Genomic DNA, 16,829 nt, shown 5'->3' on the forward strand with positions numbered 1-16,829 from the left:
TCTATTTATCCCAAGTAACGCCACCGCCAGAGGTAATAGCTTGATATTGATCTGGGCGACGATCACGGAACAAACCAAAGGAGCGACGAGCCTTACGAATAGCCTCTAAATCGTATTCAGAATACAAAATAGTACTTTCATCACGACCCGCAACACACTTCATTGCTCCCATTTCATCTGTCATAAATGAAGAGCCATAAAACTGAATAAAGCTATTCTCACCTTCTTCACGCCCTACTCGGTTTGCCGCTATAACAGGCACCATATTCGCCGCAGAATGCCCTTGCATGGTTCTTTGCCAATGATCCTTTGAGTCCCATTCAGGGTAAGGAGGCTCTGAGCCTATTGCAGTTGGATAAAAAATTAACTCCGCACCTTTCAGAGCTAGCTCACGCGCTAACTCTGGAAACCATTGATCCCAACAAATACCACAGCCAATTCGACCAAACTGCGTATCCCAAACCTTCACGCCAGTATTACCTGGTGTGAAATAGTATTTTTCTTGATAACCAGGACCATCTGGAATATGCGTCTTGCGGTACAAATCCATTACTTCACCATTGGCATCAATCATCACCAATGAGTTATAGAAAACGTTACCATCGCGTTCAAAAAAGCTAATTGGTAAAACCACACCTAACTCTTTAGCAAGCGCACTCATTGTCTGAATAGCCAAACAATCATTTACCGGCTGAGCCCAATCAAAATACGCAGGCTTTTGATCAATGCAAAAATATGGCCCCATAAACAGTTCTTGCAGAAGAATAATATTTGCCTGATTTGCAGCTGCTTCTCTTACTTGTGCAACGGCATTATCTAAATTCGCTTGAAAGTCTGTACTGATCGCCATTTGAACGCAGGCCACTTTTACATTACTCATACTTACTACCTCCAAAATATGTTGCGCTACAAGTACAAAAACTCATTTTATACTTGAGTCAAATATGTTGTGCCTTCTAGCACTTTTTTATAAGTCGCCAATAGTGATACTTGTTCTTCTTGACTTAATGGACTTGCTGCCACTTTGTCCTGATAGCTCTTAATCAGCTCTTGCTCATTATAGCTAACAGACTTAAGTACATCCTGAACACTATCACCTTTCAATACATGATCAATTCTAAAACCATCGTCTGTTAAATAAACGTCAACCGAACAAGTATCACCAAATAAATTATGCAAATCCCCTAGCGTTTCTTGATAAGCCCCAACTAAGAAAAAGCCCATTAAATAGTCCTCACCTTTTGGTGGCGGTGGCGGCAGTGGCAAAGAAGATTCAATACCTTGACCATCCACATAGCTGTACAAGCAACCATCCGAATCACAAGTAACATCTTGAATTTTACCTCTGAAAGAAGGCGCTTGATCCAAACCTTGCAAAGGCAATACTGGGAACAATTGGTCAATCCCCCAAGCATCTGGCATAGACTGAAACACTGACAAGTTAACAAATAACTTCTCTGCTAAACGTTCGTTTAGTTCATCAATTACCGCACGATGCCCTCGATTTCGATTGTCCAAACGAGGCAACAAGTTGCGACACGCAGATAAGAAAAGGTTCTCTGCTTGTGCTCTTTGCGACAGGTTAAGCTGACCATGATTGTATAAGGTCAAGCTGTCATTAAAGTCATCCAGCAAATCATGATAAATCTCGACCAAGGATCGACTTTCTTCTTCATTCTCGCCTTTTAAACTTTGATAAGATGCCCAAAGTCGTTGTAGTTCTAGCTCACTGTCTTCAGCCGGTTCTTCAATCGGTAAAAGCTCAGCGCCATGGGAGAAAACGTCGGCAATCATCATGGCATGATGAGCTGTCACAGCTCGACCTGACTCAGAAATCAAATGAGGGTGTGGAAGCTCGTATTGTTCGCACACATTATGGAAAGCAAAAACCACATTATTGGCATATTCTCCGATACTATAGTTCGCAGAAAAATCATTTTGGCAACGTGTACCTTCGTAATCGACTCCCAAACCACCGCCAACATCAACCCATTTAACTTTGACCCCCATCTGATGAAGTTCAGCGTAATAACGAGCACACTCTTTAAGGCTGTTTTGAATATCGCGAATACGCGTAATTTGCGAGCCTAAGTGGAAGTGAATTAGCTCAAGACAATGCAACAGATCCAATTCACGCAAACGATCAATAGCTCTTAGCAATTGAGATGTAGTCAAACCGAACTTAGATTTTTCACCACCACTATTACCCCAATGCGTCGTACAAGTAGAGGCCAATCGAATACGAATACCAATACGCGGCTGAACCCCAATTTTGTCGGCTTCTTCTAGAATCCAATCAAGTTCATGCATCTTCTCAACAACAATAAACACCTGATGACCCATTTTTTCGGCCATTAGGGCTAGGTGGATAAATTCACGATCTTTATAACCATTACAAACTATGATGCCATCAGCATTTTTATGCATCGCCAAAACAGCCATAAGCTCTGGCTTACTCCCAGCCTCTAAGCCAACAGTCGCAGCATTATCTGGCTGACATGCCGCAATTTCCTCTACAACACGGCGCTGCTGATTGACCTTAATTGGATAAACAATGGCATACTTCGCCTGATAATCGTAATAATCAATCGCTTGCTGAAATGAGTTAGTAATTTTTTCAATTCTTGAATGAAGAATATTTGGAAAACGCACCAGACAAGGATAAGGAATCCCTTGTTGCTTCAATGCAACAGATAGCTCAGTTAAGTCAATGCTATTTTCTCTATCCGGTAGCGCAATAACACGCCCTTTATTATTGATTGAAAAAAAACCACTACTCCAATGGCTTACATTGTAGAGTTCCATAGAATCTTTAATTGACCAAGGCTTCATATCATCTCCAAAAGTCTAAATAGCGGTAAACTCGCGCCGTTTCCCATCAAGGAACGTCATAGTAAAACACTGACATATCTTTTATATTTAATTCAAATAAAAAAAGCGGGGCTAAGAAATATCTTAACTCCGCTTTATTCTAACGAACGAACAAATTAAGAAACGTGTTCGCCATGAGCTTGCTTATCCGCGTGGTAAGACGAGCGAACCAAAGGTCCACACGCAGCATGCTTAAAGCCTAACTCTTTTGCAACTTGTTCATAACGTGCAAATTCTTCAGGCGGTACAAAACGCGCCATTGGAAAATGATGCTTAGATGGCTGTAAGTATTGACCAATGGTCAACATATCAACGTTATGAGCTCGTAAGTCTTTTAGTACTTCAACAATCTCTTCGAATGTCTCGCCCATACCAACCATCAAACCAGATTTAGTTGGTACATCAGGACAACGATCTTTAAAGTTTTTCAAAAGATCTAATGACCACTGATAATCTGACCCCGGTCTTACCTGACGGTACAAACGTGGAATAGATTCTAAGTTGTGGTTGAAAACATCAGGTGGAGCAATTGAAAGTGTATCAATGGCGACTTCCATGCGACCACGGAAATCTGGCACCAATGTTTCAATCTCAATATTCGGGCTTTCTGCACGTGTTTCTCTAATACAATCCACAAAATGTTGTGCACCACCATCACGAAGATCATCACGATCTACAGAGGTGATCACCACATACTTGAGTTTCATGTCACGAATAGCCGCCGCCAATTCTTTTGGTTCATCAGCGCTTAATGGATTTGGACGACCGTGAGCCACATCACAAAAAGGACAGCGGCGAGTACAAATTTCCCCCATAATCATGAAGGTAGCGGTGCCATTACTGAAACACTCACCTAAATTTGGACAATTCGCCTCTTCACAAACGGAAGCTAATTTATGCTCACGCAAAGTTGCTTTGATACGAGCTATCTCTGGTGACGCTGGCATACGGACACGAAGCCAATCAGGCTTACGTGGAATTTCTTCAGTAGGAACAATCTTAATGGGAATACGCGCCATTTTATCGGCTCCGCGTAATTTTTCCCCTTGGACAACGCGTTTGCGTTCTGTTGTCATTCTATTTCCACCCTTGTTGGATAGCCGGATAATTGTATCCGAGTTGCTCAGCCAGCTGATTCGCTAGCTGAGCCTTTACATTCGATAAAATAACGCCTTTATTTAGACGCTTCATATCAACCATTTGTAAGCCTTGATAGCCACATGGGTTAATACGATTAAATGGGGTGAGATCCATATCAACATTTAAGGCAAGTCCATGAAATGAACAACCTCTGCGTACACGTAATCCTAGTGACGCAATTTTTTGTTCATCCACATAAACGCCTGGTGCGTCTGGCTTTGGGTAGGCCTCTATAGCGTTCAGCGCCAAAGCGCGCACCACAGAGTTCTCTAACACACTAACCAAATCACGAACGCCTATCCCAAGACGTTTTAAATCAACCATGACATAGGCAACCAGTTGACCCGGCCCATGATACGTGACCTGACCACCACGGTCGACCTGAATAACAGGAATATCACCCGGAGCCAAAAGATGCTCTTCTTTACCGGCTTGACCTTGTGTAAACAAGGAAGGATGCTCTAACAGCCAAATCTCATCAGCATCGTCTTTTGAACGAATTTGAGTAAATTGCTTCATCCTTTCCCATGTTTCAGCATAATCAACAACACCTAAATCACGGCAAATTAAATCAAGTTCCATTTACATGACCATCTTAACGGCTTCAATTGACATCAAGTCGCTATGCAAAGCCGATAGTTGGTCTTCACTTTGAGCCACTATACGAAAACTAAAGCTAATAAAACGTCCCTTACTCGAACGATTAGTATTCTCAGCAGTAGTATTCATCTCCGGAGCATGAATAAGCAATCGTTCAGTTATCTCAGTATGAATACCATCAACATCAAGTGAAACCACCTTTATAACGTAGTTTTCACAAGGGAATTCTATTTTAGGTGCATCAACTGCTTTTTCAGCCTGATCACCATTTTTCGTAATTAGTGCCATTGATTTAATCTACCACTCGCCATTAGGGCTTAAAACAAGTTCATAAAAAAGAGTTTAATTTTATCAAACATTCGCTTGAAGAAACCACCTTCTTCTACTGCTTCTAACGCAACAACTGAGCGCTCTAGTAAAACATTACCTTCAGAGCCAACAACAATTTTACCCAATACATCACCTACAGCAATTGGTGCCATAATTTCTTTATGCATATCAAGTGTTGCTGGAATAGACTCACCTTGCTGACGCGGCATAGTAACAAGCACATCTTCTGCAAAGCCTACTTTCACGTTGTCTTGGCTACCACCCCATACACGGGCATTGTTCACCACTTGACCACGGCTATATAGCTTACGAGTTTCATAATATCTGAAGCCATAATCCAACAACTTCTGAGATTCCATCGCCCTAGCTGCGTCTGATTTTGTCCCCATAACAACAGTGATCAAGCGTGTTCCGTTACGCACGGCTGAAGCGGCCAAACAGAATCCAGCGGCTTCTGTATGCCCTGTTTTCAGACCATCAACCGTTTTATCGCGCCACAATAGCTTGTTACGATTTGGCTGACGAATATTATTGTATGTGAACTCTTTTTCCGCATACATTTTATAATTTTCAGGATACTGCAATATAGTAGCACGCGATAATTTAGCAATATCATGAGCACTAGAATAATGATCTTCTGCAGGAAACCCCGTTGCATTAACAAAGTGCGAGTTGGTCATACCAAGAAGTTGAGCATGTTGGTTCATCAAATCAGCAAAAGCAGACTCACTTCCAGCAACATATTCCGCAGCGGCCACACTAGCGTCATTACCTGATTGAATAATGATACCGCGCATTAAATCTTCTAATTTAACTTGCGTACCCTCACGAATGAACATACGAGAACCTTCCATTCTCCATGCTTTTTCGCTTATGTTTACTTTATCATCCAGTGATAAATTTCCACGTGCTAGCTCATACTCAATAATATAAGCCGTCATTAATTTTGTTAGACTTGCTGGAGGCAAAGCCTGATCAGCATTATGTTCAACCAAGATGTCGCCAGTATATGCATCCATAAGAATGTAACTACTCGCTGACAATTGTGGTGGCGTTGGGATTAATGAAGGAGCAGCAAAAACTGAGCCGCTCACGAAGCAAAATACAAGGGATAAAGTAGCTAGGAGTTTTTTCATACTCAAAAATATCGTCTTCTTAAAAAAATGTTAACAAATGCCCTATAAGAATCTCTAGCCCGCACAAAACGCCTTTAAGGCACTAAAGCAACTCTCACCGGGGTTCCAAAACCTTCCTGTTGTAATTTTTGCTGCCATTGAGTTAACTCATTGGGATCAGCAAAAGGCCCAACTAAAACCTTGTATAGACCATCGTCCTGCTTATTAATAACCACTTTCACACTCGTATCAAATGCCTCAAAAAGGCGCTGTTTAAGCTTGTCAGCAGACTCTTCCGAACTAAACGCCCCCATTTGGAGATGAGAAAAAACCAACACAGGTGAAGGGGTTACACTATTACCAGAAGATGCCGACGAAGCCTTATCTGGCAAGGCTTTCGGCGGAGTAACCGGGGCAACTTCAGCGACTTTTGGCGGGCTGTAAGATTGCCCTTGGGCAGGTGTAATAGCCTCTATTCTAACTCGAGCTAAGCCTTTCTTATGGTAATCAAGTCGAGCCGCCGCGGCATAGGAAAGATCAATAAGTCTATCCCCATGAAATGGCCCTCTATCATTCACCCGAACAATTACTGAACGCTGATTATCAAGGTTCGTCACTTTCAAATAAGTCGGTAGGGGCAGAGATTTATGGGCTGCAGAGAAACTATACATATCATATGTTTCCCCATTTGAGGTCTTATGCCCATGAAACTTCTTACCATACCAAGAGGCAGTGCCCTCTGCCACATAACCTTGAGCTGAGTCCATTACCCAATATTTTTTACCCCAAACCTCATATGGACTTTTGTTTCCTCCACGGCTTTTAGGCTCCCATTTTGGAACTAAATTAGGAAGATGATCCACCTTAATATCACCAGTTGGAGCATGATCCTGTAAGATGGAATAACGCCCTCCACCTGACGCTTTTTCATAATCTGCGTCATCCTTACCTAATACATGACGCGTACTCATACATCCATTCAATACCAGCAAACTAATGCCAGCAACAAATAGTATGTTAATTACTTTCATAGGTCCCTATACTCTCAGCGAGTTCCAATACAGACATGGCATATCGCCTACTAGGATTGTAATCCATAATCGTAAAAAAATTCTCATATGCAAGCCAATAAGACACCTCTTCCGGCCCAGTACGCAAACCAATCAATCCCGTCTTTTGAGGAATAAAAGGCTGAGTTGGAAGCACATTTAACGCCGACCACTCAGTCATTTCAGCACTAGGTGCTCTGCCACGATTAATTAAATCTGTCACTGAATCAGGTTCTGCGACATAAGCCATTACAAACCAAGGTTGTCGAGACTGCCAGCCATGATGCTTAAGATAATTGGCAACACTCCCAATCGCGTCAGCTTCTGATCCCCACAAATCAATATGCCCATTTTTGTCATAATCTATTGCCAGTTTTTGATAGTTACTGGGCATAAACTGCACCATCCCCATCGCTCCACTGTATGACCCTTTTGTTTCGCCAATGTTCCATCCTTCTTGACGTGCAAGCAACAAATAGGCTTTTAGTTCACTTTGGAAGTATTCTTTTCTTCGAGGATAATCAAAGGCGAGAGTAGTAAGCGAGGTAAAAACATCTTTTGACCCTGTAATGCGCCCATAATAAGTTTCAACCCCTATAAGAGCTACGATGACGTTTGGCTCTACACCAAATTCACGTTCTGCCTTACGCAGCCAATAAGCATTTCGTTTAGAAAACTCACGACCAAGCCTCGCTCTATCTTCATTAACAAAGCGTGTTTTATATTCGTAATAGGGAGTTATCACTTCAGGTTGATTATCTGATTTCGCAATAACGTTTGGGCGTACTTTAATATGAGAAAAAGCTAATTCGAGGCGCTTTTTATCATAAGCATGCTCTTTAACCAGCTGATTAATAAATACTTGAACCTCTGGATTTCCAGCATAAGAATCTGCCCATTCTTTGGGCATATCCTCAAGAAGTGACTCGCTGACTCCTGTATCCGAGGGTAATGTAGAATGATCCATACTACTACACGCAGTTAGACCAAGCGCTAGAAACAACAATGTAGCTTGCTTAATCATTATCTTGCTCTTTTATGTGTTTGTATTGACATTAAAATCCCAAATGTCGCCATGATAGTAATGATTGAAGTACCACCATAACTGACGAGTGGTAAGGGTACCCCAACCACAGGCAGAATGCCTGACACCATCCCAATATTTACAAACATGTACACAAAAAAGGTAAGCGTTAAACTACCTGCTAACAACCGCGCATAGTTGTCTTCCGCATTGGCAGCAATATACAAACCTCGAGCAATAACAAGCAAATAAGCTAAAACTAATACACCACAGCCCAACATCCCGAACTCTTCAGCTAGCACCGCGATAATAAAATCCGTATGACTTTCTGGCAGAAAATCTAACTGAGCCTGCGTCCCTTCTAAAAAACCTTTACCATAAAGCCCACCAGAACCAATTGCAGTTTTAGATTGAATAATATTCCAACCAGAACCTAGCGGATCACTCTCGGGGTTCAAAAAAGTCAATACTCGCTGACGCTGATAATCATGCATAAACTGCCACAACGTATAACCAGCTATAGGCGCTAATGCCGCCGCACCCAATATATAGCGCCAACCAAGCCCAGCCAGAAAAAGCACAAAAATACCAGACACAGCAACCAATAAAGCCGTCCCTAAGTCTGGTTGCTTAGCTATCATCAACACAGGCAAGACGATAAGACCAAGAACTGCCAGTATTTGTTTAAAGTTTGGAGGAAGTTGCCTGTCAGAAAAGTACCAGGCTATCATCATGGGCATGACTATTTTCATAATTTCTGAAGGTTGAAACCGCAACCCTCCCGGCAAAGCCAACCAACGTTGTGCTCCTTTTGCCCCAACACCAAACAGCAACACACCAATCAAAAGCACTGTAATAAAAATAAATAGTGTCGGTGAAGCTCGCCGCATATATTTAGGGGGCAACTGAGCCAACGCGACACAAATAAGCAAACCTATTACCAATCGAAACACTTGCCGCTCTACCATTGCTACATCTTGTCCGGAGGCTGAATACAGAATAAAAAGCCCTCCACTAATAAGCAGCAACAAAGATCCCATCAGCAAAACGTCAACGTGAACCAGCTGCCATAAGCGAGCATTAGTAAAAGACAGCGCCCTGCGATAAAAGCTATCAGTCATTTTTATCACCTTTTAAATAATCGTAACGCGCTGGATAATCATCGTGCAGATAAGCATCAAATAGTGCTTTTGTTAAATCTGCCGGCTTGGAACTACTGCCGCCATTTTCAAAAATAGCAAACACCGAAATTTTAGGATTACGAGCCGGAGCAAAACCGATAAACAATGCATGGTCATGTAAACGTTTTTCAAGACTATCTGCATCGTATTCCTGGTCTTCTTGCAAACTAAATACCTGACCCGTACCTGTTTTTCCGGCAATTTCGTAATCCGTTCCCTGCAAACGCCTAGCTGTACCATGCGGATCGGTTACAACCTTACGCATCGCATCAATCATACGCCCCCAGTTACGCTGATCCTTTAATACAATGTCATGTTCATCACCAAGCCCATCTGGAAACTCAGCTGGTTGATCCCCCACTAACCGAGTCATGCGAGGATAGAAGTAATGTCCTTTACTGGCTAACGCAGAGGTCGCAGAAGCAATTTGCAATGGTGTCGCCACCATAAAGCCTTGTCCTATACCAACGTTCACCGAATCCCCTGGATACCAAGGCTCTTTATATTTGGCTTTTTTCCACTCGTTAGAAGGCAATAATCCGTGGCTCTCACCACTCAAATCCAACAATGTTGTCTGACCAAACCCAAAGCGCGTCAAAAAATTATGAATAGGAGTAATGCCCATTTTGTTTGCCAATTGATAATAATACGTATCAACCGATTCAATAATAGAGCGCTCTAAATCAATCCAACCATGCCCTGTTCGCTTCCAGTCTCGATAACGACGTCCATCTGGATTTATTTGATAGTAACCTTTGGCAAAGTAACGCTCGGTCCATGACGAAAATCCATACTCAAGCCCCGCAAGCCCCATGAAAGGCTTAATTGTGGAGGCTGGAGGATACCCACCGCGTAAAGCACGGTTAAAAAGCGGGAGTTTTTTTGATTGGCGTAGAGCGGCATAATCATCAACTGAAATACCACGCACGAAGAGGTTTGGGTCGTACCCAGGCTTAGAAACCAAAGCGAGGATTCCGCCAGTCGTTGGATCTATGGCTACAACTGAGCCCGTGTAGTCCCCCAAAAGATCATAAGCATATTGCTGAAGCCTAGCATCTAAATATAGGTGAAGATCTTTACCGGGAGTTGGATTCTGCCGCTCTAGCTCGGACATAATCCGACCACGTGCATTTACCTCAACCTTACTAAGACCTGCCTCACCAAAGAGTGTTTTTTCGTAAAAACCCTCTACTCCAGTTTTACCTATAAACAAAGCGCCCTGATAAGCTAACTTATCAACTGTTTCTAAATCTTTAGAAGTAATTCGACCAACATAACCAATAGCATGTGCAAACGCTTCGCCGTATGGGTAATAACGGGTTAATTGGGCCTCGACCTGAACACCATCGAGTTTATATAAATCAACAGAAACCTTTGCCCACTCTTCATCCGTCAATTGAGATTTTAAAGTAAGGGATTGATAAGGGCGGCGGTATTCTTTTCTCCTACTATCAAAATCTTCCCATTCACTATCACTAATATCGATAATGCCAGAAAGCATTTGCTTTAACTTAGGAAAACTTTCAACCCGTTCAGGTATCACAGTTAAACTGTGTATAGGACGATTATCAGCTAACACCAATCCGTTGCGGTCATATATCAAACCTCTTGGCGGTGGCTCTGTGACCAACATCACTCGGTTATCATTCGCCTTAGTTTGGTACAATTCATGTTCTATCACTTGAAGATAAAACAACCGAGCCATTAGCACGACAGCCATTAACAAAACAAAAACAGCGGCGGCTAAAACACGCTGCTGTGTCAGTCGTTGCTCTTGACGATAATTGCGGAAGTTCTGATGGCGACGAGTCACAACATCACCTTATCTATGATACGGATGATTATTCATGAGTGTCCAAGCACGATATATTTGCTCAGCCAAAATAACTCTCACCATAGGATGCGGCAATGTCAAACGCGATAGAGACCAAGTCTGATCAGCACGAGCGGTACATCTTGGATCAAGGCCATCCGGCCCACCCACTAACAAGCTCACATTATAACCATCCATTCGCCACTGTTCTGTCTGGTCGGCCAATTGATCAGTAGACCACTCTTTACCAAGCACTTCCATGGCAATCACTTTGTCTCCAGAAGGTATAGCCTCAAGCATACTATCCCCTTCCTTACGAATTGCCTTTGGTATATCGGTGTTTTTTCCACGAGGCGACATAGGTATTTCAACAAGCTCTAACGCAAAATCTTTCGGTAAACGTTTAGCATACTCATCGTACCCCTCAGTCACCCACTTTGGCATTTTATTGCCAACAGCAATCAAACGAACACGCATTTAAAAGAGCCTTACATTTGTTCTGGCTTAATATCCCACAGTTTCTCAAGATCATAAAATGCTCGAGCTTCTTCTGTCATCACATGAACAACAACATCATGCAAGTCAACCAACACCCAATCGCTACCCATGCCACGACCTTCAGAACCTAATGGCTGAAGACCTTTCCCTTTTAAATGCTCAAATACATTTTGACCCAAAGCATTAACATGGCGCTTTGAAGTACCGGTACAAATCACCATGTAATCCATCATGTCTGTATGATTTGCAACATTTAACACTGTGATCTTATCGCCTTTCACATCTTCCAATGCTTCAACAGCAAAAGCTAAAATTTGATCTGCTGTGAGGTTAAGCTGACTCATATAATTACGTTACCCTATCGATATAATTGATGTTGTTCTATATATTTTTGGACTGGCTCTGGCAATAAATAAGCAATTGACTCTTTTTTACGAGCAAGCTCTCTAATCATGCTAGAAGATATCCCCAAAGGAGTAAGAGTCTCGAACCAGACACGCCCTGAGGGCGCGCATTGTAACTCATGCGGCGATGCGGCACGATAGTTTTCGCAAAAACCACTCAATTCAGAGATCAAATCAGGTTCCCAACCAGGACGAGACACCACCAACAAATGCGCATAATCCATTATTTCCTGCCACTTATACCAAGTAGGAAGAGATAAGAAGCTGTCCATACCCAACACCATAATGAGCGATTCATCAGGGCCAACTTCTGACCGAAGATCTCGCAAAGTATCAATACTATAGCTTGGGCCCTCTCTATCCATTTCTCGAGAATCCACACACAGTCGATCATCACTAGAGATGGCAAGCTCGGCCATTTCAAAACGCTGTTGAGGCAAAACACTTGGACGCCCTTTATGCACAGGCTGAAAACAAGGAATTAACTTTAAAGCAGAATAGTGAAAACGATCCAAAATTTCGACCGCGGTTCTCAAGTGGCCATTATGAATGGGATCAAATGTTCCTCCCATAATAGCCAGCCCTGAAACCTTCACACCATGGTTATCTCTAATTGTCACGAGTATGCCCATCTCCAAGCACAACATACTTCTGACTGGTCAAACCTAACAAGCCAACAGGGCCACGAGCATGAATTTTATCGGTGGAAATACCAATTTCAGCACCAAAACCGTACTCAAAGCCGTCAGCAAAAGAAGTCGACGCATTTACCATTACGGAAGAAGAGTCTACTTCCGTCATAAATGCACGAGCCTTGGTGTAATTCTGTGAAACAATTGCATCCGTATGATGAGATCCATACTTATTAATGTGAGCAATAGCCTCATCCATATTAGCAACGATCTTAATAGATAACTTAGGCGCTAAATATTCGGTATACCAATCTTCCTCGGTTGCCGCACCAATTTCACCACTAACACTACGTGCCTGATCACAACCCACTAAAGACACGCATTTTTCTTGTAAGGCGAACACCAACTTCGGCAAAATATCCCCAGCTACGGAGGCATGAACCAATAAAGATTCCATAGCATTGCAAACACCATAGCGACGGGTCTTGGCATTCATCGCAATAACAAACGCTTTATCTAAGTCTGCTTCGTCATCAATATAAACATGACAATTGCCATCCAAGTGTTTAATAACAGGAACTCGAGCATCCTTACTAATACGCTCTATCAAGCCTTTCCCACCGCGAGGAACAATGACATCGACAAATTCAGGCATAGAAATTAACTTTCCAACCGCCTCTCTATCTGTCGTATTAAGAACCTGCACCGCATGTTCTGGTAATCCCGCAGCCACAACACCCGCAGTTACCGCCTCAGCAATGGCTTGGTTTGAATAGAATGCTTCAGAACCACCACGCAGGATAGTTGCGTTACCAGACTTCAAACATAAACTTGCTGCATCAATAGTCACATTTGGGCGTGACTCATAAATGATACCAATAACCCCCAAAGGGACACGCATCTGGCCACGTTGGATACCAGACGGTAAATACACCATATCTGAAATTTCACCAATTGGGTCAGGTAAAGAAGCAACCTGCTTCAAACCCTCGATCATTCCATCAATTCGCTTATCGTCTAGCAACAAACGATCTAACAAAGCTGAATCCAAGCCTTTAGCACGACCATTTTCCATGTCCTTAGCATTCTCTTCTACCAATCGAGGTCGAGCATTTTCCAAAGCCTCTGCCATAGCAAACAGAGCCATATTTTTTTGCTTTGTGGATGCTTTAGCAAGTAGACGAGATGCCGCCCTAGCTTGCTGACCAATTTGATTCATATAAGATTCTAAAGACATTTTTAATCTCTAATATAGGTAAAAATAACAAACAGCAGATCGTCAAATAAGTCGCGATCTAACTCATCTAGACAGTATACTATCACAATATTTTTATTCATTTAGTGCAGATTTTCACGAAAGGATCTTCCATTGCCACCTATCAACTCTTTTACTCTTTCAACCATTGGCATAGTGCATTCTTGCTACAAAGAAAAATTTGGCATACCAAGACAGCCAGGACTGGTAACAGAAGCAACAGCGCGTCTAGAACTAATTCCTCCTTATAGCAGGTTAGACATACTAGAAGGGCTAGATGGATTCTCTCATATCTGGATCCAGTTCGTTTTTCACGCCTGTATAACCGAAAATTGGAAAGCCAAAATACGCCCGCCACGACTTGGCGGCAAGACCAAAATGGGTGTATTCGCCACTCGAGCCACACATAGACCCAACCCCATAGGCTTATCTGTTGTGAAGATTGGACGCATCTACCAAGAAGACAAAAAAACCTTTATTGATTTGCATGGTGCAGATTTACTAGATGGCACACCCGTTCTCGACATAAAACCCTACCTACCTTATGCCGACAGCATTGTCGACGCAAAAGGCGGCTTTGCTCCGACACCAGCACAAATGCAAATTAAACCCGTGATATTTTCAGAACTCGCAAGAACACAATGCGAAAACTATCAAAATTTGCATAAAAGAGAAATAACGACTTTAATTAAACAAATCGTGGAACAGGATCCTAGGCCCTCTTACTTATCAGAGCAAATTGATAGAGAGCACGGCATCAAGCTCTGGGATATCAATATAAAATGGTGTGCAAGAAACGATCACTTTGAAATACTTCGTATAGAAGACGAATAAGAGAGCAGGAGATGAATAAAAAGCAGTTCTTAAACACTTATAAAAAAATCGACTCGCTCAACCAAGAGAGAACAGAAAACACTCAAAAGCGGGCACTTTATCGCTCAGAACACGATGAACGCCTAATAAAAGACTTTCATTACGCTAAATTCCAAAAAAACCTACATAACGCGCAACAAAACAACACGTTAAAAGAGCTGCTTGAGAAAGATAACTGGAGCGAAGAAGATACAGAAAAGCTTCTCAGCTCGCTACGCTAAAAAACATACACCGAGTCTATACCCATGGTTATCCACATGTTCTGTGTATAGTTTCCTTGTCAATAAATTCAAAAAAATAAGTAAAAAAAAGCGGACCTAAGTCCGCTTTTTTACAACAACCAAGAGATCAAAACTTAGTTTTGGTTTTCTAGTTGTGCTTTGATCAAATCACCAATAGTGGTTGGACCATTAGTTTCAGCTTGTTGCTTCTCAGAATGAGATTTCAACGCAGCTTTCTCTTCAGTAGCATCTTTCTGCTTGATAGAAAGAGTGATAGTACGAGCTTTACGATCAACATTGATGATCGCAGCTTCTACTTTGTCGCCTTCTTTCAATGCAGTTGTTGCATCTTCAATACGTTCACGGCTGATTTCAGATACTTTCAAAGTAGCTTCAACGCCTTCAGCAAGAACAACTACCGCACCTTTTGCATCAACTTCAGAAACAGTACCGTTAACGATAGTGCCTTTGTCATTTTCAGCAACGAATGCTAGGAACGGATCTTCTTCTAGTTGTTTAACACCTAGAGAAATACGCTCACGCTCAGCGTCGATAGACAATACAACAGTCTCTAACATATCGCCTTTCTTGTATTGACGTACTGCTTCTTCACCAGTTTCGTCCCAAGATAGGTCAGATAGGTGAACAAGACCATCGATACCACCGTCAAGACCAATGAACACACCAAAGTCAGTAATAGACTTGATAGCGCCAGAGATTTTGTCGCCTTTATTGAAAGAAGTTGCGAACTCTTCCCATGGGTTCATTGTGCACTGCTTGATACCCAAAGAAATACGACGACGCTCTTCATCAATATCAAGAACCATAACTTCAACTTCATCACCGATCTGAACAACTTTAGATGGGTGAATGTTTTTGTTAGTCCAATCCATTTCAGAAACGTGAACTAGACCTTCTACGCCTTCTTCAAGTTCAGCGAAGCAGCCGTAATCAGTCAAGTTAGTAACTTTAGCAGTTACTTTAGTGTTTTCTGGGTAACGTGCTTTGATAGCAACCCATGGATCTTCACCCAACTGCTTAAGACCTAGAGACACACGGTTACGCTCGCGGTCAAACTTAAGTACTTTAACATCGATTTCATCGCCAACAGCAATGATTTCGCTTGGGTGTTTGATGCGTTTCCAAGCCATGTCAGTGATGTGTAGAAGACCATCAACACCACCAAGATCAACGAAAGCACCGTAGTCAGTAAGGTTCTTAACGATACCTTTAACTTCTTGACCCTCTTCAAGAGAAGCAAGCAATGTTTCACGTTCAGCGCTGTTAGTCGCTTCCATAACGGCACGACGAGAAACAACAACGTTGTTACGTTTTTGATCAAGCTTGATAAGTTTGAACTCTAGATCCACACCTTCCAAGTGAGATGTGTCGCGGATTGGGCGAACATCTACCAAAGAGCCAGGCAAGAAGGCACGGATGTTAGCGATATCAACTGTGAAGCCACCTTTGACTTTACCATTGATAACACCGTGAACAATGGCGTTTTCTTCGTAAGCTTTTTCAAGCACAGACCAAGTTTCTGCACGTTTAGCTTTTTCACGAGACAATTTAGTCTCACCGAAGCCATCTTCAACAGCGTCAAGAGCAACTTTAACTTCGTCACCGATGTTTAAGTTGAACTCACCACTATCCGTTAGGAACTGAGAACGAGGAATTACGCCTTCAGATTTAAGACCTGCATGAACAGTTACCCACTCGCTGTCGATATCAACAACAATACCAGTAACAATTGAGCCTGGCGCCATTTCGACGGTTAATAGGCTTTCTTCAAACAGTTCTGCGAAGCTTTGAGTCATTGTATT

At 42.3% G+C, this 16,829-nt stretch carries 17 protein-coding genes; 2 read left to right on the top strand and 15 right to left on the bottom strand.

Features of this window, described 5'->3' with window-relative positions:
* Nucleotide 1: 1 nt before the first annotated feature.
* From aguB to B6N13_RS03980, 14 genes are all read right to left on the bottom strand, one after another.
* Nucleotides 2-880: an N-carbamoylputrescine amidase gene (gene aguB, locus B6N13_RS03915; protein ID WP_169458560.1), complete on the bottom strand. Its 879-nt coding sequence runs from the start codon at nucleotides 878-880 to the stop codon at nucleotides 2-4.
* A 47-nt stretch (nucleotides 881-927) separates the two neighbouring features.
* The gene (gene speA, locus B6N13_RS03920) at nucleotides 928-2,832 is read right to left on the bottom strand and encodes a biosynthetic arginine decarboxylase (protein WP_012070528.1); all 1,905 of its coding nucleotides are present in this window, start codon (nucleotides 2,830-2,832) and stop codon (nucleotides 928-930) included.
* A 155-nt stretch (nucleotides 2,833-2,987) separates the two neighbouring features.
* Nucleotides 2,988-3,947: a lipoyl synthase gene (lipA, locus tag B6N13_RS03925; RefSeq protein ID WP_012070529.1), complete on the bottom strand. Its 960-nt coding sequence runs from the start codon at nucleotides 3,945-3,947 to the stop codon at nucleotides 2,988-2,990.
* A 1-nt stretch (nucleotide 3,948) separates the two neighbouring features.
* On the bottom strand, nucleotides 3,949-4,593 hold the full coding sequence (gene lipB, locus B6N13_RS03930) for a lipoyl(octanoyl) transferase LipB (protein WP_012070530.1): 645 nt from the start codon (nucleotides 4,591-4,593) through the stop codon (nucleotides 3,949-3,951).
* Nucleotides 4,594-4,899: a DUF493 domain-containing protein gene (locus B6N13_RS03935; RefSeq protein WP_169458561.1), complete on the bottom strand. Its 306-nt coding sequence runs from the start codon at nucleotides 4,897-4,899 to the stop codon at nucleotides 4,594-4,596.
* Between the two features lie 29 nt (nucleotides 4,900-4,928).
* Nucleotides 4,929-6,077 carry a D-alanyl-D-alanine carboxypeptidase family protein gene (locus B6N13_RS03940; protein ID WP_169458562.1) on the bottom strand — a complete coding sequence of 383 codons (1,149 nt, stop codon included), beginning with the start codon at nucleotides 6,075-6,077 and terminating at the stop codon, nucleotides 4,929-4,931.
* A 74-nt stretch (nucleotides 6,078-6,151) separates the two neighbouring features.
* A complete protein-coding gene (locus tag B6N13_RS03945) occupies nucleotides 6,152-7,087 on the bottom strand; it encodes a septal ring lytic transglycosylase RlpA family protein (protein ID WP_169458563.1) in 936 nt (311 codons plus the stop codon).
* Nucleotides 7,074-8,129, bottom strand: coding sequence for a lytic murein transglycosylase B (mltB, locus tag B6N13_RS03950; protein WP_012070534.1), 1,056 nt, complete (start codon nucleotides 8,127-8,129; stop codon nucleotides 7,074-7,076). The genes B6N13_RS03945 and mltB overlap by 14 nt, the downstream gene beginning before the upstream one ends.
* Nucleotides 8,129-9,250: a rod shape-determining protein RodA gene (gene rodA, locus B6N13_RS03955; protein ID WP_012070535.1), complete on the bottom strand. Its 1,122-nt coding sequence runs from the start codon at nucleotides 9,248-9,250 to the stop codon at nucleotides 8,129-8,131. The genes mltB and rodA overlap by 1 nt, the downstream gene beginning before the upstream one ends.
* A complete protein-coding gene (mrdA, locus tag B6N13_RS03960) occupies nucleotides 9,243-11,123 on the bottom strand; it encodes a penicillin-binding protein 2 (RefSeq protein WP_012070536.1) in 1,881 nt (626 codons plus the stop codon). Before mrdA ends, rodA begins: the two co-directional genes overlap by 8 nt.
* Nucleotides 11,124-11,132: 9 nt before the next feature.
* The gene (gene rlmH, locus B6N13_RS03965) at nucleotides 11,133-11,600 is read right to left on the bottom strand and encodes a 23S rRNA (pseudouridine(1915)-N(3))-methyltransferase RlmH (protein WP_012070537.1); all 468 of its coding nucleotides are present in this window, start codon (nucleotides 11,598-11,600) and stop codon (nucleotides 11,133-11,135) included.
* 11 nt (nucleotides 11,601-11,611) lie between these two features.
* Complete coding sequence (gene rsfS / locus B6N13_RS03970) at nucleotides 11,612-11,965, bottom strand: ribosome silencing factor (protein WP_012070538.1); 354 nt, start codon at nucleotides 11,963-11,965, stop codon at nucleotides 11,612-11,614.
* 14 nt (nucleotides 11,966-11,979) lie between these two features.
* Entirely contained in the window at nucleotides 11,980-12,645 is a 666-nt protein-coding gene (nadD, locus tag B6N13_RS03975) for a nicotinate-nucleotide adenylyltransferase (RefSeq protein WP_012070539.1), read from the bottom strand.
* Nucleotides 12,635-13,894 (bottom strand): glutamate-5-semialdehyde dehydrogenase, encoded by a 1,260-nt coding sequence (locus tag B6N13_RS03980; RefSeq protein WP_169458564.1) that lies wholly within the window; start codon nucleotides 13,892-13,894, stop codon nucleotides 12,635-12,637. Before B6N13_RS03980 ends, nadD begins: the two co-directional genes overlap by 11 nt.
* Nucleotides 13,895-14,026: 132 nt before the next feature.
* Here B6N13_RS03980 and tsaA point away from each other — a divergent pair, with 132 nt between their 5' ends.
* Together tsaA and B6N13_RS03990 are read left to right on the top strand one after the other, a co-directional pair.
* Nucleotides 14,027-14,746 carry a tRNA (N6-threonylcarbamoyladenosine(37)-N6)-methyltransferase TrmO gene (tsaA, locus tag B6N13_RS03985; protein WP_012070541.1) on the top strand — a complete coding sequence of 240 codons (720 nt, stop codon included), beginning with the start codon at nucleotides 14,027-14,029 and terminating at the stop codon, nucleotides 14,744-14,746.
* An 11-nt stretch (nucleotides 14,747-14,757) separates the two neighbouring features.
* The gene (locus tag B6N13_RS03990) at nucleotides 14,758-15,006 is read left to right on the top strand and encodes a hypothetical protein (protein ID WP_169458565.1); all 249 of its coding nucleotides are present in this window, start codon (nucleotides 14,758-14,760) and stop codon (nucleotides 15,004-15,006) included.
* A gap of 134 nt (nucleotides 15,007-15,140) precedes the next feature.
* On the opposite strand, the gene rpsA is transcribed toward B6N13_RS03990, so the two are convergent.
* Nucleotides 15,141-16,823, bottom strand: a complete 1,683-nt coding sequence (gene rpsA / locus B6N13_RS03995; protein ID WP_012070543.1) for a 30S ribosomal protein S1 — start codon at nucleotides 16,821-16,823, stop codon at nucleotides 15,141-15,143.
* Nucleotides 16,824-16,829 lie beyond the last annotated feature (6 nt).

This window comes from Marinomonas sp. UCMA 3892 (assembly GCF_012726345.1).
GTDB lineage: Bacteria > Pseudomonadota > Gammaproteobacteria > Pseudomonadales > Marinomonadaceae > Marinomonas.